The 17,539-nt window shown below is 63.2% G+C and carries 13 protein-coding genes and 4 tRNA genes; 5 read left to right on the forward strand and 12 right to left on the reverse strand.

Annotated elements, in window-relative coordinates; all coding sequences use genetic code 11:
* Nucleotides 1-118: 118 nt before the first annotated feature.
* The 5 genes from AB5Y89_RS12410 to plsY form a co-directional block, all read right to left on the reverse strand.
* Nucleotides 119-194: transfer RNA gene (locus tag AB5Y89_RS12410), tRNA-Asn, on the reverse strand.
* A gap of 8 nt (nucleotides 195-202) precedes the next feature.
* Nucleotides 203-278 (reverse strand) — tRNA-Phe (locus AB5Y89_RS12415).
* A 3-nt stretch (nucleotides 279-281) separates the two neighbouring features.
* Nucleotides 282-357: transfer RNA gene (locus AB5Y89_RS12420), tRNA-Thr, on the reverse strand.
* 52 nt (nucleotides 358-409) lie between these two features.
* Nucleotides 410-485, reverse strand: a tRNA-Phe gene (locus tag AB5Y89_RS12425).
* A 47-nt stretch (nucleotides 486-532) separates the two neighbouring features.
* Entirely contained in the window at nucleotides 533-1,195 is a 663-nt protein-coding gene (plsY, locus tag AB5Y89_RS12430; RefSeq protein ID WP_029314836.1) for a glycerol-3-phosphate 1-O-acyltransferase PlsY, read from the reverse strand.
* A 171-nt stretch (nucleotides 1,196-1,366) separates the two neighbouring features.
* On the opposite strand from plsY, the gene folB reads away from it, so the two are divergent.
* From folB to AB5Y89_RS12445, 3 genes are all read left to right on the forward strand, one after another.
* Nucleotides 1,367-1,738, forward strand: coding sequence for a dihydroneopterin aldolase (folB, locus tag AB5Y89_RS12435; RefSeq protein ID WP_010675798.1), 372 nt, complete (start codon nucleotides 1,367-1,369; stop codon nucleotides 1,736-1,738).
* Nucleotides 1,738-2,247 carry a 2-amino-4-hydroxy-6-hydroxymethyldihydropteridine diphosphokinase gene (gene folK, locus AB5Y89_RS12440; RefSeq protein WP_041211771.1) on the forward strand — a complete coding sequence of 170 codons (510 nt, stop codon included), beginning with the start codon at nucleotides 1,738-1,740 and terminating at the stop codon, nucleotides 2,245-2,247. The genes folB and folK overlap by 1 nt, the downstream gene beginning before the upstream one ends.
* 117 nt (nucleotides 2,248-2,364) lie before the next feature.
* Nucleotides 2,365-2,847 (forward strand): YbaK/EbsC family protein, encoded by a 483-nt coding sequence (locus AB5Y89_RS12445; protein ID WP_042864868.1) that lies wholly within the window; start codon nucleotides 2,365-2,367, stop codon nucleotides 2,845-2,847.
* A 9-nt stretch (nucleotides 2,848-2,856) separates the two neighbouring features.
* Here AB5Y89_RS12445 and mdtD read toward each other — a convergent pair whose 3' ends face one another.
* From mdtD to AB5Y89_RS12465, 4 genes are all read right to left on the reverse strand, one after another.
* Nucleotides 2,857-4,284 carry a multidrug transporter subunit MdtD gene (gene mdtD, locus AB5Y89_RS12450; protein WP_223919390.1) on the reverse strand — a complete coding sequence of 476 codons (1,428 nt, stop codon included), beginning with the start codon at nucleotides 4,282-4,284 and terminating at the stop codon, nucleotides 2,857-2,859.
* Nucleotides 4,285-4,306: 22 nt separating this feature from the next.
* Nucleotides 4,307-5,434 (reverse strand): GTP-binding protein, encoded by a 1,128-nt coding sequence (locus AB5Y89_RS12455; RefSeq protein WP_029314837.1) that lies wholly within the window; start codon nucleotides 5,432-5,434, stop codon nucleotides 4,307-4,309.
* A 71-nt stretch (nucleotides 5,435-5,505) separates the two neighbouring features.
* The gene (locus AB5Y89_RS12460) at nucleotides 5,506-6,912 is read right to left on the reverse strand and encodes a D-arabinono-1,4-lactone oxidase (protein ID WP_368223877.1); all 1,407 of its coding nucleotides are present in this window, start codon (nucleotides 6,910-6,912) and stop codon (nucleotides 5,506-5,508) included.
* A 115-nt stretch (nucleotides 6,913-7,027) separates the two neighbouring features.
* Complete coding sequence (locus AB5Y89_RS12465) at nucleotides 7,028-7,645, reverse strand: LysE family transporter (RefSeq protein ID WP_010675804.1); 618 nt, start codon at nucleotides 7,643-7,645, stop codon at nucleotides 7,028-7,030.
* Between the two features lie 76 nt (nucleotides 7,646-7,721).
* Here AB5Y89_RS12465 and AB5Y89_RS12470 point away from each other — a divergent pair, with 76 nt between their 5' ends.
* Nucleotides 7,722-8,639, forward strand: a complete 918-nt coding sequence (locus AB5Y89_RS12470) for a LysR family transcriptional regulator (protein ID WP_302097945.1) — start codon at nucleotides 7,722-7,724, stop codon at nucleotides 8,637-8,639.
* Here AB5Y89_RS12470 and AB5Y89_RS12475 read toward each other — a convergent pair.
* From AB5Y89_RS12475 to AB5Y89_RS12485, 3 genes are all read right to left on the reverse strand, one after another.
* Entirely contained in the window at nucleotides 8,636-10,207 is a 1,572-nt protein-coding gene (locus AB5Y89_RS12475) for an EAL domain-containing protein (RefSeq protein ID WP_368223878.1), read from the reverse strand. The two genes, AB5Y89_RS12470 and AB5Y89_RS12475, sit on opposite strands and share 4 nt — an antisense overlap.
* A 231-nt stretch (nucleotides 10,208-10,438) precedes the next feature.
* Nucleotides 10,439-13,036: a bifunctional aconitate hydratase 2/2-methylisocitrate dehydratase gene (acnB, locus tag AB5Y89_RS12480; RefSeq protein ID WP_368223879.1), complete on the reverse strand. Its 2,598-nt coding sequence runs from the start codon at nucleotides 13,034-13,036 to the stop codon at nucleotides 10,439-10,441.
* A 229-nt stretch (nucleotides 13,037-13,265) separates the two neighbouring features.
* On the reverse strand, nucleotides 13,266-15,569 hold the full coding sequence (locus AB5Y89_RS12485; RefSeq protein ID WP_368223880.1) for a patatin-like phospholipase family protein: 2,304 nt from the start codon (nucleotides 15,567-15,569) through the stop codon (nucleotides 13,266-13,268).
* A 273-nt stretch (nucleotides 15,570-15,842) separates the two neighbouring features.
* On the opposite strand from AB5Y89_RS12485, the gene AB5Y89_RS12490 reads away from it, so the two are divergent.
* Nucleotides 15,843-17,539 (forward strand): methyl-accepting chemotaxis protein (locus AB5Y89_RS12490; protein WP_368223881.1); only part of this gene is annotated, 1,697 nt, incomplete at its 3' end.

The raw sequence follows: 17,539 nt of genomic DNA on the forward strand, positions 1-17,539 counted from the left end.
TTCAAGAGGAGCGCTGCGACAGCTTTGTCACCGGACGGGACGCTTTTCGAACAGCGGGAAGCGGGACATGGAAAAACGGGAAAAGAAAAAGCCCAGCATTGCTGCTGGGCTTTTTAATTGGCTCCTCCTGCTGGGCTCGAACCAGCGACCTGCGGATTAACAGTCCGTCGCTCTACCGACTGAGCTAAGGAGGAATTATTCGTGGTGCCCAGAGACGGAATCGAACCGCCGACACGGGGATTTTCAATCCCCTGCTCTACCGACTGAGCTATCTGGGCAAATGGTGCCGGCTACCGGAATCGAACTGGTGACCTACTGATTACAAGTCAGTTGCTCTACCTACTGAGCTAAGCCGGCACACTTCAAACCATTGTGCATGAACACGTTTTTATTTCATGGCACCAAAATATGGTGCCCAGAGACGGAATCGAACCGCCGACACGGGGATTTTCAATCCCCTGCTCTACCGACTGAGCTATCTGGGCGTGGGCGCTATTAAACGGATTTTAGGGCAGGTGGTCAACGGGAAATTTCACTTTTCGTCTCGTTCGTCTCTTTTTTGCGCAGCATCATCCATTTTCATCACTTCTGCTGGTGGGACCGCTCCCCGGCGCCCCCAGAGGCGGGACTCCTCCCCCTTGAGCAGGCGGGTAATATTCTCGTGATGACGGATCAGGATGAGACAGGAGAGCAGGGAGACCGGCAACGTGTATTCCGGTTTGAGCAGATAGGTAAAGAGCGGAGTCAGCAACACGGTCACGATGGACGCCAGTGACGAATAGCCGCTCACCAGCAGCACCAGCAGCCAGGTGGTGATGACGGCGCCCCCCATGGCAAAGCCGATGGGCAGCATGGTACCGAGGGCGGTGGCGACGCCCTTGCCGCCACGGAAGTGGAAGAAGAGGGGGTACATGTGGCCCAGACAGGCGGCCACCCCGATAAAGCCGAGGTAGACGGGCTTGATCTGCAGATACCAGGCGAGGTAGACGGGGGCCATCCCCTTGAGCACGTCGAGAAGCAGTACGATCAGCGCCGCCATCCGGCCGCCGAGGCGCAACACATTGGTCGCCCCCGGGTTGTGGGAACCATGGTCACGGGGATCCGGCAGACCCGTGATGCGGGAAACCAGCACGGCACTGGACAGCGAGCCGCCCAGATAGGCCAGAATAATCATCAAAATCGTCAGGGCCGTCATCTTGGTCGTTTTTACCACGATATGAATGGGGTATGATGCGGGCCACATTCCCAGGCCCGGGCTTGCCCGAAAGCGTGTCGCCCAAACCGGCCGCCAGCGGCAATCTGCTTGCCGGGCCTGCATCCCTGCGCTGTTTTCACAGCCCATCAAGAGTAAAGAAGAAGTACTGTCATGGACAAGGTGTTTATTCGCGGACTCGAGGTTTTGACCACCATAGGGGTATATGAGTGGGAGAAGGGCATTCGCCAGAAGCTCTGTTTCGACCTCGAGATGGGGTTTGACAATCGCCCAGCCGCCGCAACCGACGATATCAATCTGGCGCTGGATTACGCCACCCTCTCTCGCAAGATCTGTGATCACGCCCAGGGCAAGATAGTGGAGCTGGTCGAGACCATGGCCGAGCAGGTCGCCGCCCTGGTGCTGGAAGACGAGCGGGTACAGTGGGTCAAGGTGACCCTGACCAAACCGGGTGCCGTGCCCAATGCGGCAGGCGTCGGGGTCGAGATCTTGCGCCATCGCACGCCGGCTGCGAGCGCCAACTGATGACCCGCATCTATATCAGTCTGGGATCCAACATCGAACGGGAACGCCATATCCGCGCCGGCCTCGATGCCCTGCACGCCGAATTCGGCGAGTTGCAGGTCTCCCGGGTATTCGAGAGCGAGGCAGTGGGCTTCAACGGCCGCCCCTTCTACAACCTGGTGGTGGGTGCCGATACCGAGCTGCCCCTGGCGACCCTGTGCCAGCGGCTGCGCGCCATGGAGTTCGCTCACGGCCGCGAACCGGATGCCAAGAAGTTCGCCCCGCGCACCCTGGATCTCGATCTGCTGCTCTACGGCGAGCTGGTCTGCGAGACACCGCTGGTGCTGCCGCGCGGCGAGATCCTCACCAACGCCTTCGTGCTCTGGCCGCTGGCGGAGCTGGCTCCCACATTCCGCCATCCCATCGATGGTCGCACCATCGGTGAGCTGTGGGCAGGTTACGACAAAGCCTCCCAGCGCCTTGACCCCATTCCCTTCCACTGGAAAGCGGGCGAATTGCAGCATCACTGAACGACAAGGGCACCCTCGGGTGCCCTTGTTGATGACTCCGCTGATGATGGATAAGAAACGGTGATTGGGCCTGCGCCGGTGCAAGTGGCAGGATGACCGCCATCACAGGAGAACCCCATGCCACTCGATGCCATCCACGACTTCAACCGTCAGTTGCTCACCGACCTGCCCCACCAGCGCTTCGAGCACGAACCCATCCTCGATTACGCCACCGACGAGCGGGTCAAGGCTCGCCTCGGCTGGCAGGCCGAGTTCAGCAAGACCCTTTTCCTCAAATTCAAGGATGGTCGCTTCGCCCTGCTGCTGACCCACAGGGACGGCCGGCTCGACAGCAAGGCGGTCAAGGCGGCGCTCGGTGCCAAACCCTCCATCTGTACCGCCGACGAGATGCAGACCGAGATTGGTTGCCTGCCGGGAGCCGTCTGCCCCTTCCTGCCCCGCGCCGACATCCCCCTGCTGGTGGATCCCGTGCTCATGAATCACCACGCCTTTACCTGGACGCCGGGCCACCCCGAGCAGACTTTCCTGCTGGAGACCACCCACCTGGCCGGACTGCTGGCCCGATTACCCTGCGACGTGAGCTACCTGCCCGCCCCCTGAGCCTGGGACTCAGCGCTTTTCCCGCGCCAGCTGGGCGAAGATCAGCGCCGCCAGCATGGACATCAGGCCGATGCACAGATAGGTGAGGTGGAATCCCTCCAGCCAGCGGCCACTCTCCTCGGGCTGGCCGATGGAGAAGAGCCCCAGCAGGCTGGCGGCGATGGCCACCCCCAGGCTCATGGAGAGCTGCATCACCACCGACAGCAGACCGTTGCCGCTGCTGGCGTGCTCGCTGCTGAGATCCTGCAGGGTCAGGGTGTTCATGGCGGAAAATTGCAGGGAGTTGATGGCGCCAAAGACCGCCAGCCACACCAGCAGTACGCCGTGGGGCACCTGGTTGTCGATGAAATAGAAGCTCGCGATCATGGCCCCGAGCGCCAGGGTGTTGCCGATCAGGATGCGGCGATAACCGATGCGCGGAATGAGCTTGTTCACCAGCGTCTTGGTCAGCATGGCGCCGATCACCGTGGGGATCATGGTCATCCCCGCCTTGCTCGGGGAGAAGCCGAGCCCCAGTTGCAGGAAGAGCGGGGTGAGAAACGGCATGGCGCCGCTGCCGAGGCGGGCAAACAGATTGCCCCAGATACCGATGGCGAAGGTGGACGTCTTGAACAGCGCCAGACTGAACAGGGGCTGCTCCGCCGTGGCGGCATAGAGCCAGTAGCTCGCCATGGCGGCCAGGCCGAACAATACCGCAAACAGGGCCCAGCCGGTTGAGATGCTGTGCTCCCCCAGGCCTTGCAGGCCGACGGATACCAGCACCATGCCGACACTGAACAGCACAAACCCCTGCCAGTCAAACCTAGCGGTGTGTTGGCGAAGGTCGGGCATGAAGTGCCAGCTCGCCACGAAGCCGAGCAGGCCCACCGGCAGGTTGATGAGGAAGACCCAGTGCCAGCTCGCCACCTCCACCAGCCAGCCCCCCAGGGCCGGGCCGATGAGGGGGCCGAGCAGACCGGGGATGGTGACGAACGACATCACCCTCAGCAGCTCATGCTTGCTGTAAACCCGCAGCACCGCCAGACGCCCGATGGGCATCAGCAAGGCCCCCCCGACCCCTTGCAACACCCGGGCGATCACCAGCATGGGCAGGGTGTTGGCGATGGCACAGGCCAGGGAACCCAGGGTAAACAGCAGGATGGCGACCAGATAGACCCGGCGGGTGCCGAATCTGTCCGCCAGCCAGCCGGAGGCGGGAATGAGCAGGGCCACCGTCAGCATGTAGGCGATGATGACGGACTGCATCTGCAGCGGACTCTCGCCCAGGGCCTCGGCCATGCTGGGCAGGGCAGTGTTGAGGATGGTGCCATCCAGGGTCTGCATGAAAAAACCGACCGCCGTCAGCCAGGGCAGCCATTTGCGCTGGGCGGGCGTCACCATCGGGGAGCTGTCAGGCATGGTTCTGTCTCTCCTCATCACATAAGAAAAGACCCGCACGAGCGCGGGTCATATCAGCATATCAGGCATCCGGCTGGCCGAGCATGGCCTTGAGGTGCTCTTCCAGGCTGGGTTCGGGGGCCTTGAGGGTTGAGAGGAACAACTGTTCTATGCCTACCCTGTCCTGGCTCTTCACGATGAACACCAGCCGGGACTGGGCCTTGCCTTCGGGCCACTCCCCCAGCGCCTGCAACGGATAGAGCTGGCCGTGCACGCCGTGGATCACCACGGGCTGGCTCTCCCCTTCCAGTTGCAATATCCCCTTGAGACGCAGCAGGGCATCACCGTATTGCGCCTGCACCGCATCGATGGCGGCCAGCAGGCGGGAGGGCTTGAGCGGCTCGCCGATGCGCAGGGAGAAACTTTCGATATTGCCGTGCTCGAAGCGGGTGGGCGCGGCCGTCCCCACCTTGGCGGCAAACGGCGTCATCTTCGGCTGCATGGGCGAAGCCAGCCCCTGTTTCGGGGATTCGGTACGCAGCCAGGCCAGCAACTGGCGCACGTCGCGCCCCGCTGCCTCGTTGTAGGCGCCGAGTTTCTCCAGCACCGCAGGTGAGAGCACCCCATTGCTGACCCGCTGGATGGGGGCTGCCGGATTGAGGGCCGCCAGTTGGGCTTCCACCCGAGCAAGGGTCTCTTCATCCACCAGATCGCCCTTGCTCACCACCAGCAGATCCGCCAGCGCCACCTGTTTGACCGCCTCATATTGAGCGGCCAGCTGCTGCTCGATATGACCGGCATCCACCACGGTGACGGTGCCGTCGAAGCGGTAGCGCTGGGCGATAAAGCCCTCTTCCCTCAACGTGAACAGCACGGGGGCCGGATCGGCCAGACCAGTGGTTTCGATGATCAGCCGTTTGAAGGGTTTGATTTTGCGCTGGATGGCCTTCATGAAAAGCCCCTGCAGCGCCTCCACCAGGGAGCCCTGCACCGAGCAGCAGATGCAGCCGGAATCGAGCAGCACCACCTGCTCGTCCACCTGCTGTACCAGATGGTGATCCAGCCCCACGGAGCCGAACTCGTTGATGAGCACGGCGCACTCCCCGAGCTCGGGCTGCTTGACCCAGTGGTTGAGCAAGGTGGTCTTGCCGCTGCCGAGAAAACCGGTCAGCAGGGTCACGGGGATGCGGGTGTCTTGCATGTCTGTCATCGGGTTGCCCCCCCTCTGATCGGCAGGAGGATGAGTAAGCGAGTGTCTTGCATATCGGTCATGTCAGATCCTTACCGGTTGGCGAACAGGTCGCCGAGCCAGCGGTTTTCGAAACGGCCATGGGGGTCAAGCTCCCGCTTCAGGGCCAGGAAGTCGTGCCAGCGCGGCAACAGGGCCGGGAAGTCGTAGAGGTCCATCGCCAGGTGCTTGCCGAAATGGGGAATGCCGCCGAGGGGCACCAGCAGTTGCTGCAACTCGCGCATCTGCTCCATGGAGCCCCCGACGAAGGTCCCGTCCGCCGCCAGATAGACCAGAAAACCTATCCAGCACACCGACTTGTCATGGGCGGCACTGAGCCAGGCCACGGAGGGACCGGTACAGCGCAGAATGAAGGGGTAGTGCAGCACGCCGGGGTTCGCCTCCTGCCATGCCTGCAAGATTGCAAGGGCCTCCCCCATGCGTTCGAAGGGCACGGCCACCTCGCAGTTGATCTGGGGAGCAGGGATCCCCTTGCAGAGGATCTGGTAGACGTTGCCCACCAGATCCGAGGCGTCCTTGAAGCGGCGTACCGTCTCGAAGTGCTCGCCTGCCCTGGCCTCGTCCTTGGTGTCTCTGGCCATCTTCTGCAGGGTCGCGTCTATGGTGGCATTGAGCGCCAGGTTCATGCGCTCGTCCATGTCTCCCTCCAGCACCAGCGGCTCGCTGCCCCCGGCACGGTAGCGGGCCACCTCGTCATCGGAGGCGGGATCCACCAACCAGATGTGGCTCTCGCCGGTCCAGGCGAACCACCAGCTCTTCACGAAGGCGTGCTCCCGGTTGAGGCGCTCGTTGTGTTCCAGCAGGAAGGGGTAGTCGGTGGTGAACTTGGTGCAGCGCATGATGCGGTTGGGCACTGTGTTGAGGGTCACATCCAGCAGGATGCCGAGCATCCCCATGCCCATCACGAAGGCGCCGAAGCGCGGATCGGTGCGATCCACACGGATGATGTCGCCGCTCGCCAGCATCACGGTCAGGGCAGCCACCGCATCGCACAGGGCGGACTGGTGCAGTCCCTGCCCATGGGTGCCGGTGCTGAGCGCACCGCCCAGGGTCTGGATGCCGATGACGCCGGGGGACGCCGGCAGCATGCGATCCATGGCGATGAGGTCGGCATAGACGGTATCAAGCGGCGTCCCCGCCAGGTAGGTCACCGTATCGGCAGTCTTGTCCAGCTGGCCGCGCAGGTGGTGCAGGTCCACCAGCAGCGCCTGGCTGCCTTCGGCGTAGACACTGTGGATGGGTTCGAAAGAGAGGCCGGAGCCGATGAGCCGCAGCTTGCGCTCGGGGTATTCCCGCAGCAGTTGCTGCAGCTCGTCACGGGTCGTCGGGCGCCACACCTGATCAAGGGCGCCGAGGGGGTTGGTTCTGGACCAGTTGAACAGCACCTCCCGATTGCCAATCGCCTTGATGCTGTGAAATGCCTGGAACCTGACCGTCATACCGCGCCTCATCTGACTTCAAAATGAGCGCCAATTCTACCGAAAAGTGGCTGCCAAGGCATGAAAAACAAGACCCTACAGTCGGGGGTGGATAGGGGGAGCCCCCCTCCCCGCCTCAGCGCGTCTGCTGGGTCAATGCCAGCAACATGCCGAATCCCACCAGCAGGCCCCCGAACACCCGATCGATCCAGTGGCGTACCGCCAGCAGTCGGTCCCGCACCGCAGGGGTGGAGAAGAAGAGCGCCACCGCACCAAACCAGAGGGCGTGCGCCAGCGCGATGAAGGCGCCATAGCCGATCTGGACCGCCAGCGGCGTCTGCGGCTGCACCACCTGCATGAAGAGGCTGACGATGAAGATGGTGGTCTTGGGATTGAGCACATTGGTCAGAAATCCGGTGCGCAGCGCCCCCAGACTGGAGAGGGCAGGCTGACAGATGCTCTCTTCATCGGCAGCCGGTTTGGCCCGCAGCATCTTGATGCCGAGGAAGATGAGATAGGCGGCCCCTGCCAGCTTGATGAGGTTGAACAGCCAGAGGGATTGCTGGATCAGTAGGCCCACCCCCAGCAGGGTGTAGGCCACGTGCACGCAGACCCCGGCCGCGATGCCGATCGCCGTCAGCACGCCGGTGCGGCGCGAGAGCAGCAGGCTGTTGCGCGATACCATGGCAAAGTCGGGCCCGGGGCTGATGACGGCAAAGAGAGTAATGGCGACAACGGCTAACAGTTCGGTCATGAAAACAGTCCTGATTAGAGGGGATATCGGCTATTTTATTTGCCAATAACACCAATAACGAACGATGATTTCTGACATGAATGGTGAAAAAAACTCACAAAAAGCCCTCTCGCTTCCCTCCCTCACCGCCCTGCGCTGTTTCGAGGTGGCTGCCCGCACCGAGCATTTCGGCCGCGCCGCCGACGAACTGCACCTCACCCATGGCGCCATCAGCCGGGCGGTACGACTGCTCGAGGAGGATCTGGGGGTCATGCTGTTCGAGCGGCGCCAGCGCCGGGTCTTTCTGACCAACGCGGGTGAACGGTTCTATCAGGCGGTCAGAGAGGGGCTGGGCAGCATCCGCCAGACGGCGCAGGCCCTGCGCCAGCAGAGCCGTCCCCAGTCGCTGGTGCTCTCCTGCGAACCCACCCTTCTGATGCGCTGGCTGATCCCGCGCTGGCCCGCCTTCCAGGCCCTGCACCCGGAGCTGGACGTACACCTGATGGCGGGCGGCGGCGCCCTCAGCTTTGGCAGCGGCATCGATCTCGCCATCCGGCGCAACGACTTTCACTGGCCTGCCGAGCTCTACAACCAGTTGCTGTTCGAGGAGCGGACCGGCCCTGTCTGCCCGCCGGGCAAGGTAGCGCACTTTTTTGAATCCAGGGGGGATGTGCAGGCCCTCAGGCCAACAGCCCCCCGTCTGCACACCAAGACCCGTCCGGGCGCCTGGTTGGAGTGGCAGCAGCACGCAGGCATGTCCGCCGACGAGGAGGTGCCGGGTCAGACCTTCGAGCACTTCTATTTCAGCCTGCAGGCGGCAGTCGCCGGGCTGGGAGTCGCCATCGGCCCCTACCGCCAGGTGTGCGATGATATCGAGGCCGGTCTGCTGGTGGCACCGCTCGGCTTCGTCCCCGACGGCACCGGCTATCACCTGCTCGCCCCCGCCCCTCCCGAACCCGGCAGCCCCCACGACATCCTGGTGAACTGGCTGCACAGCCTGGTGGGCGCGGCCTAGCCCTGGGCGGTGCGCCCGGCGGCGACCTGTATCTCTCCCGCCGTCAGCTCCCGGCAGAACTGGCGTATCGGCATGGGGCGGGCAAACAGGTATCCCTGCAGATACTGGACCCCCTTGCCTCTCAGATAGGCGGCCTGCTGCTCCGTCTCCACCCCTTCGGCCACCAGGGACAACCCCAGCCGTCCCCCGAGGTCGATGACGTTGTCCACGATGTGCTCGGAGAGGGACTCCGTCCCGATACGGCCGATGAAGGAGCGGTCGATCTTGAGATAGTCCACGTGGAATTGCTGCAGATAGATGAGGCTGGAGTGGCCGGTGCCAAAGTCATCGATGGCGAGCTGCACCCCCATCTCGTCGAGCTGGCGAAACAGGGAGAGGGTCTGCGGGCTGGTCACCAGCAGCTCCCGCTCCGTGAGCTCCAGCACCAGCACCACCCGTCCCGGCACGAAGTGGCCGAGGAAGTCGCGGCACTCCGCCACCAGGGAGAGGTCCCGGCAGTGGATGGCACTGATGTTGAAGCTGATGTGAAATGCCTCGGGCAACTGCTTCTGTACCGGGTGGAGTGTCTTGGCCACCGTCTTCATCAGGTTGACCGTCATGGGCACGATCAGGCCAGACTCTTCCGCCTGGGGGATGAAGAGATCGGGGCGGATCAGCCCCTCGGTGGCATGTTGCCAGCGCATCAGTACCTCGGCTCCCACCATCTTGCCGCCCTTGCTGGCGATCAGCGGTTGCAGATAGGGGACAAACTCCCTGGCTCGCAGCCCGCGTCTCAGCTCGTCCGTCAGGGCCCCCGGCCGCCCAAGCAGCCACCACACCAGCAGTGAGAGCACCAGCGAACTGGCTCCCAGCCAGATCAGCTGCAGATGGCGAGCCTCCCACAGGGCACGCCAGTAGATCGGCATGGCATAACCGGCGTGGATGGTGAAGGGGTAACGCTGGGAGGCGAGTATCAGGGCAAACTTGCTGTGCAGTTTCGGCGGATCGCTTTGGAAGTGGCCGGACTCATCGAGCCAGGCGGACCCCACCTGCAAGAACAGCTCGCTGGGATCGCTGCTCAGGGTGAGCATGAAACTGAGCTGGCTGCTGTCAATGGCGCTCAGTGCCGCATCACGCCCCCGCTCCTGACGCACAACCAGCAAGGGGTGATTCTTGCGCACCAGGTTGCCGCTCATCAGCAGCAACTTGCGATCCGTGTAGCGGGAGCCGTCATCCACTTCCCTGGCAGGCCCGAACAGCGAGGTGCAGTTGATGATCCCCTGTCGCACCAGATTGATGGAGCGCAGGAACGGCTCCAGCGCCACCCGCTTGCGCAGCAGCAACAGGTTGTCGCTGCAGGAGCGACCGGCCAGCGGCAATACCTCGAGGTTGGCCCGCTCGGCCTGATCCAGCATGCGCTCCAGCAAGGTTCTGGCCTTGCTGGCTGACGCACTGGCATCGTTCTTCAGCTCCTGCTCGTAGCTGTCATGCACCATCCACCCTCCCACCACCAGGGGCAGGGCCAACACCAGCAGGGCACAACCAAGGCGCCACTTCATACGGGCCAGATCAATCCGGAACAGAAACATAGCAACCACGCCGCAATGCGCGGGCCCGCTTCGCAGGTACCGCGGTATAAAAATGCCCACCAGGAAACGGTGGGGCCATCATGGCCAGACAACGAAAGCGCAACGCGCGTACCAGGCAAATCGACGACGCCGTTGCTGGGCATGGCGGGTCATTATCGCGCAGCCCCCTGAAATGGAAAATGCCGCGTCGAGACGCGGCATTGTTATTTTCAGTGGTCAGACCGGCGAGTCTCAGACCGCTTGCTGCAGGATCACCGCATCGGCCTTCTTGGTGTAGGAGGCGATCTCGTTGAAGTTCAGGTAGCGGTAGGTGTCGGCCGCAGTGGCGTCCAGGGTCTTGGCATACTGCAGGTACTCTTCCACGGTCGGGATCTTGCCGATGATGGCGGCAACCGCGGCCAGCTCCGCAGAAGCCAGATAGACGTTGGCACCCTTGCCCAGACGGTTCGGGAAGTTGCGGGTGGAGGTGGAGACCACGGAGGCCCCTTCCGCCACGCGCGCCTGGTTGCCCATACAGAGGGAACAGCCGGGTATTTCGATGCGAGCACCGACCCGACCAAAGATGCCGTAGTAGCCCTCTTCGGTCAGCTGATCCTTGTCCATCTTGGTGGGGGGGGCGATCCACATGCGGGTCGGCAACTCGCCCTGATACTTCTCGAGCAGTTTGCCAGCGGCGCGGAAGTGGCCGATGTTGGTCATGCAGGAACCGATGAACACCTCGTCAATCTTGTCACCCGCCACGTCGCTCAGCAGACGGGCGTCGTCCGGATCGTTCGGCGCACACAGGATCGGCTCCTTGATGGTGGCCAGATCGATCTCGATGATTTCGGCGTACTCGGCATCCTTGTCCGCTTCCATCAGTACCGGGTTGGCCAGCCACTCTTCCATCCCCTTGATGCGGCGGGTGATGGTGCGCACGTCGCCGTAGCCTTCGGAGAGCATCCACTTCAGCATCACGATGTTGGACTTCAGATACTCGATGATCGGCTCTTTATCCAGCTTGATGGTGCAACCAGCGGCAGAGCGCTCGGCGCTGGCGTCCGCCAGCTCGAATGCCTGCTCCACCTTCAGGGTTGGCAGGCCTTCGATCTCGAGGATGCGGCCGGAGAAGATGTTCTTCTTGCCCGCTTTCTCGACGGTCAGCAGCCCTTTCTGGATGGCGGCGTAGGGGATGGCATGGACCAGGTCACGCAGGGTGATGCCCGGCTGCAGCTCGCCCTTGAAGCGCACCAGCACGGATTCCGGCATGTCCAGCGGCATCACGCCGGTGGCGGCGGCGAAGGCCACCAGACCGGAGCCCGCCGGGAAGGAGATACCGATGGGGAAACGGGTGTGGGAGTCACCACCGGTACCCACGGTATCCGGCAGCAGCATGCGGTTCAGCCAGGAGTGGATGACGCCGTCACCCGGACGCAAGCTCACACCGCCGCGGTTCATGATGAAGTCCGGCAGAGTGTGGTGGGTCTGTACGTCGATGGGCTTGGGATAGGCCGCGGTGTGGCAGAAGGACTGCATGGTCAGATCGGCAGAGAAGCCGAGGCAGGCGAGGTCTTTCAGCTCGTCGCGGGTCATGGGGCCCGTGGTGTCCTGGGAGCCGACCGTGGTCATCTTGGGTTCGCAGTAGGTGCCCGGGCGGATGCCCTCAACGCCACATGCCTTGCCCACCATCTTCTGGGCCAGGGTGAAGCCCTTGCCGGTGTCGGCGACAGGCTGCGGACGACGGAACACGGTGGAGAACGGCAGACCCAGCGCTTCGCGGGCCTTGTCGGTCAGGCCACGGCCGATGATCAGCGGAATCCGGCCACCGGCACGCACTTCGTCGATCAGCACGTCGGTTTTAAGTTCAAACTGGGCCAGCACCTGGTCGGTGCCGTGCTTGCAGATCTTGCCCTGGTACGGGTAGATGTCGATCACATCGCCCATCTCCAGTTTGGAGACGTCCACTTCGATGGGCAGGGCGCCGGCATCTTCCATGGTGTTGAAGAAGATGGGGGCAATCTTGCCACCGAGGCAGACGCCGCCGGCACGCTTGTTCGGCACGAACGGAATGTCGTCGCCCATGAACCAGAGCACGGAGTTGGTAGCGGATTTACGGGAAGAGCCGGTACCGACCACGTCACCCACGTAAGCCAGCGGGAAGCCCTGCTCTTTCAGGGAATCAATGGTCTTGATGGGACCGATGACGCCATCCTTGTCCGGGGTGATGCCGGGACGGGCGTTCTTCAGCATCGCCAGGGCGTGCAGCGGAATGTCCGGGCGGGACCAGGCGTCCGGCGCCGGCGACAGATCGTCGGTGTTGGTTTCGCCGGTCACCTTGAACACGGTGACGGTGATCTTCTCGGCCAGGGCCGGGCGGTTCAGGAACCACTCGGCGTCGGCCCAGGATTGCAGCACCTGCTTGGCGTGGGCATTGCCCGCCTTGGCCTTCTCTTCCACGTCGTGGAAGGAGTCGAACATCAGCAGGGTGTGGGAGAGGCCCTTGGCGGCAAGAGGAGCCAGGGTCGCATCGTCCAGCAGGTCGATCAGCGGCTGAATGTTGTAACCACCCTGCATGGTACCGAGCAGCTCGACGGCTTCGGCGGCAGTCAGGATGGGGGAATGGGCCTCGCCCTTGGCGACGGCGGTCAGGAAGCCGGCTTTCACATAGGCCGCTTCATCAACACCCGGGGGAATGCGGGAGGACAACAGTTCTTTCAGAAAGTCCTGTTCGCCGGCGGGCGGATTCTTGATCAGCTCAACCAGGGCGGCGACCTGCTCTGCGTCCAGAGGTTTGGCAACCACGCCTTCGGCGGCACGTTCTGCGACGTGTTTACGGTATGTTTCAAGCACGACTAATTCCTCTTTGGTCTTTTTTTTGGGGTTCGCCCAAGCTCGCGGCGATCGTCCTTGCGGGACACCCGTAGGGTGCCCCCCACTATATAAGTTTTAACGACTAATTAAAATCCAAACCCTGTGCAGTTATTCATCAAACCAGCATAACCATATAAACCCATTAGGTTTTTTTAGAGTGACAAGCCGCCCACCCAAGGTGAGTTAACAAAAAGGCAGCATTTCGCCCTTATTGGAACGTAGTGCCCAATTGCAGATAGAACATGTCGTGCCCCCCCTCCGCCACGCCATAGCCGAGGAAGATGGGACCGAGGAAACTCTCCACCCCCATATAGAGGGAACCCGAGGTATAGGAGGATTCGATGCTGATGTCCTCTCCCTTGTCCCAGACCCCCCCTTGCTCGAGGGAGCCCCCGAGGAACAGGGGCGCCTTGAAGGCACCGAAGTCATTGTCCGCCACCCGGTAGATGTAGCGCAATCCGCCGAACAGGCTGTAGCGACCGCTCAACTGGTAATGCTGGAAGCCGGACATGCGGAACAGCCCGCCCAGATCCTGCACGAACAGCGGTACCGTCTCCTGGGAGCTTGAGCCGCCCCCTTCCAGCATCAGGTTGAGGCTGTGCCTGTCCCAGGACCAGGGCTTGATCATCACCAGCCGGTAATTCACCCCCTCGGCCTGCTCGGAGGGCGCGTCCGCGGGGTCGAGATCGACGTAGGAGTAGCCCCCCTTGATGTCCCAGTAGACCCCCTGATAGGGGAAGTAGCGGCTGTCGAGGGTGTCGTGCTCGAAGCGGATGTAGGGGCCCCAGGCGGAGGCATCGGCATCCGCGTTGGTGAGGTTCTGGATCTCCACGCTGCCGATCTTGCCCTCCAGCCCAAGGGAGAAGCGGCTCCAGGGCTGGCGATTCCAGCCGACGGCGAGATCCACGCTGGTGAAGCTGTACTCGGAGTCCAGATAGCTGACCCCGGACGACGACCTGCTCTCTTCCGGGAAGAAGACCCGTCGCTGGGTCTTGTCGTAGGCCAGGCTCGTCTCGCCGAAGTAGGTCTGGGAGGGCTCCAGCGGGGTGTAGAAGTCGGTCTTGAGGTGCTTGGCGGTCCCGAGGGACGCCTCGGTCAGCCACTCGCCTCCCCAGTCGTTCACGTTGGTCAGGGTGTAGGACATGCCGACGTTGTAGTTGGAGCTGCTCTCGAAGTCATCGGAGAAACCGAGCTGGAAGTTAAGATAACCCGGCCCCCAGTTCTTCTCGCTGGCGTCCACCACCAGCACGTTCTCCCCGTCCCGCTCCTCCACCTCGTAGGTGATGCGATCGAACGACTCCAGGGCGTAGAGGCGACGGATCCCCGCCTCCAGGCTCTCGTAGGTCTGCACCTTGTCCGGACGCACGTTCAGCATGGCCCGCACCGTGTCGTCGGAGAGGCGCGACTTGTTGATGATCTCCACCTTGTCGATGTAGTAGGCGGGCTGGCCGCTGCGCTCGGCGCGCCGGCTCAGCTTGCCGTTGCGATAGTCGGCGTAGGCGGCGGGCGAGAGAGAGAGCGCATCGAGCCGGGCCGCAGCACTGTTGGCGACCGCCTCCCCGATCTTGATCCCCTCCGGCATCAGGGCGAAGTCGGCGATCCCCATGTTGCCGAACTCGGGGGTCAGCAGGATGTCCCCGGGGCCCAGCAGCGCCTTCTGCTTTTCGGTCCCCACCTGGGTCATGTAGGTGGTGAGCTGATCGATCATGGCCAATCCCGACTTGAGGGACTCCCGGGTACGCAGCTTGGCGCTGATGTCCACCGCGATCACCACGTCGGCCCCCATGGCCTTGGCCACGTCCACCGGCATGTTGTTGACCGTGCCACCGTCGGCCAGGATGCGGCCGTCCCAGTCCACCGGCTTGAGGGCACCGGGAATGGACATGGAGGCCTGCATCGCCTTGGCGAGGCTGCCGTGCTCCAGCACGAAGGGGGTCACCGTCTCCATGTCGGTCGCCACCGCGCGATAGGGGATAGGCAGGTTGTCGAAGCTCTTTTGCGCCGGCAGGTTGGAGGTGGCGTGGCGCAGCAGGCTGGCCATGGACTGCCCCTGGAAGAAGCCGTCCGGCAGCTGGGTCTGGTCACCGTTGACCCCGATGTCGGTGCGCAGCTGGTACTTCTCGGTCTGCTGCTTCTTGCGCAGGGAGAGCTCGTCGCGCCCCACCTTGTCCTGATAGCCCTTGTTCCAGTCGATGGCCAGCGTCGTGCGCTCCACCTCCTCGGCGCTGAGCCCCATGGCATACATGCCCGCCACATAGGAGCCCATGCTGGTCCCGACGATGATGTCCACCGGGATGTGCTTTGCCTCCAGCACCTTGAGCACCCCGATATGGGCCGACCCCTTGGCCCCGCCGCCGCTCAGTACCAGGGCAATCTTCGGACGATCCATCTTGGTTGCCCCCGGGTTTTTGGCCGAAGGCGCGGGATCATTGGCTCCGGCCGCCGCCATGAACGGCAGGGTCGCCAGCAGGAGCACGAGCAGGTGGGTCCATCCCCGATGAAAGATGTGCATATGAGAGTCCATAAATCCGGTGCGGGTCGAGCGGGCAGGCCGCCAGTCAGGTGCAGCCTACTATAAGTGCAAGCACTTTAACCGCAAGCCGGGGTGCTGGCGAGGGGTCGCCCCGCTTGCGACGATGTCTTGGCAAAATCGGGCGCCAATCCAGTCCAATCCGGGTGTGAGCGCAAACGTTAATCGACAATAAACGCCCCCGCCGCCTCAAGAGCGCGCCAAATCAGCCGCTATTATGAGTTCAACCCTGGTTCACACTTCCGAGTCACCCTTATGTTCGCAAGCCTGACACTGAAACAGAAAATTCTGGCCACCGTCATCCTCGCCGTGGCCCTCTCCTGCCTGCTGGTGGGCTATTTCAGCCAGCGTTCTGCCCAGCAACTGATCGAGAACCGCATGTTCGAGCAGGAGCTGCCCAACCTGACCCAGCGCATCGGCAAGGAGATCGAAAAGGATCTCACCTCGGTCGCCAATGCCGCCAGACAGCTTGCCAACGACCGCTTCGTGCTGGACTGGGTCGAGCGCGGCATGCCCAAGGAGCAGGAGTCCATCCTCATCAACCAGCTCAAGGACATGACGAGCCAGTATGGCCTGGTCACCGCCTCCTTCGCCGATCGCCAGAGTGCCGCCTACTACAACCAGGACGGTTTTCTGCGCATCCTGAACCACGAGCAGGACAACTGGTTCTATGACTACACCAAGAGCCGCCAGGATCTGATGCTCAGCATCTTTCGGGAGAGCAATGGCGAGGTAAAACTGTTCGTCAACTTCCAGCAGCTCGACGGACGCGGCCTCGCCGGCCTCGCCAAATCCCTCGACAGCATGGTCAGCATGCTCGCCAACTTCCGCATCGGCGACAGCGGCTTCGTCTTCATGACAGACGGCAGCGGCAAGGTGAAGCTGCACCCCGACGCCGCCCGCATCGATCGGGACAACCTGACCCAGCTGGCCAGCGGCAGCAGCACCAACCTGCTCAACAAGCAGCCCTTTGCCGCCACCCGTGCCGAGGTCGACGGCCAGCCCGTGATCCTGGCCAGCAGCTACATCCCCCTGCTCGACTGGTATCTGGTGGCCCAGGTGCCGGAGGCCGAGATTTATGCCGAACTGGACAGAGCACGCCTGCACATGGTGCTGGTCAGCCTGGCCATCGCCGTCGGCATGGGGCTGCTCGGCGTCCTCCTGGCCGGCTCCGTGAGCCGCCCCCTCAACGAACTGGCCCGCCTGTTCCGCGAACTCGGCAGCGGTGATGGCGACCTCACCCATCGCCTCAAGGTCGATGGCCGTGACGAACTGGCCCAGGTGGCGACCGGCTTCAACAACTTTGTCGCCAAGATCCACGGCTCCATCGAGCAGGTGGCGAGCAACTCCCGCCAGCTCGCCGCCACCGCCAACGAGGTGGCCGCCAAGGCCCAGCTCACCCAGCACAACTGCACCGCCCAGCGGGATCGCACCGTCCAGGTCGCCACCGCCATCCACGAGATGGGAGCCACCGTCAGCGAGATCGCCGGCAATGCGTCTCTCGCCGCCGACGTTGCCAAGCAGGCCAACGAGCAGGCCGATGCGGGGGCCCAGGTGGTCGCCCAGGCCCGTCACGGCATCGTCGGCCTCTCCGGTGAAATCGAACAGGTCGCCGGGGTCATCGAGTCTCTGGCGAGCCAGACCGACTCCATCGGCAGCATCCTCGACACCATCCGCAGCATCTCGGAGCAGACCAACCTGCTGGCCCTCAACGCCGCCATCGAGGCCGCCCGCGCCGGCGAGCAAGGCCGTGGCTTCGCCGTGGTGGCCGACGAGGTGCGCAACCTCGCCAGCCGCTCCGCCGCCTCCACCGCCGAGATCCAGGGCATGATCAACAGCCTCCAGGAGCAGAGCGCCCGCGCCGTCAGCGCCATGGCCCAGGGCCGCAACCAGAGCCTGCGGGTGGTGACCCAGGCCGACGAGGCCAACGGCGCCCTCGACCAGATCACCGG

The organism is Aeromonas sp. s4 (assembly GCF_040907855.1).
In the GTDB taxonomy this organism is placed as follows: Bacteria; Pseudomonadota; Gammaproteobacteria; order Enterobacterales; family Aeromonadaceae; genus Aeromonas; species Aeromonas caviae.

Excerpts from the sequence above, each read along its gene's own strand:
- plsY (WP_029314836.1), bottom strand. The coding sequence starts at position 1,195 with ATGACGGCCCTGACGATTTTGATGATTATTCTGGCCTATCTGGGCGGC.
- folB (WP_010675798.1), top strand. The coding sequence starts at position 1,367 with ATGGACAAGGTGTTTATTCGCGGACTCGAGGTTTTGACCACCATAGGG.
- folK (WP_041211771.1), top strand. The coding sequence starts at position 1,738 with ATGACCCGCATCTATATCAGTCTGGGATCCAACATCGAACGGGAACGC.
- AB5Y89_RS12445 (WP_042864868.1), top strand. The coding sequence starts at position 2,365 with ATGCCACTCGATGCCATCCACGACTTCAACCGTCAGTTGCTCACCGAC.
- AB5Y89_RS12455 (WP_029314837.1), bottom strand. The coding sequence starts at position 5,434 with ATGACAGACATGCAAGACACCCGCATCCCCGTGACCCTGCTGACCGGT.
- AB5Y89_RS12460 (WP_368223877.1), bottom strand. The coding sequence starts at position 6,912 with ATGACGGTCAGGTTCCAGGCATTTCACAGCATCAAGGCGATTGGCAAT.
- AB5Y89_RS12465 (WP_010675804.1), bottom strand. The coding sequence starts at position 7,645 with ATGACCGAACTGTTAGCCGTTGTCGCCATTACTCTCTTTGCCGTCATC.
- AB5Y89_RS12470 (WP_302097945.1), top strand. The coding sequence starts at position 7,722 with ATGAATGGTGAAAAAAACTCACAAAAAGCCCTCTCGCTTCCCTCCCTC.
- AB5Y89_RS12475 (WP_368223878.1), bottom strand. The coding sequence starts at position 10,207 with ATGTTTCTGTTCCGGATTGATCTGGCCCGTATGAAGTGGCGCCTTGGT.
- AB5Y89_RS12485 (WP_368223880.1), bottom strand. The coding sequence starts at position 15,569 with ATGCACATCTTTCATCGGGGATGGACCCACCTGCTCGTGCTCCTGCTG.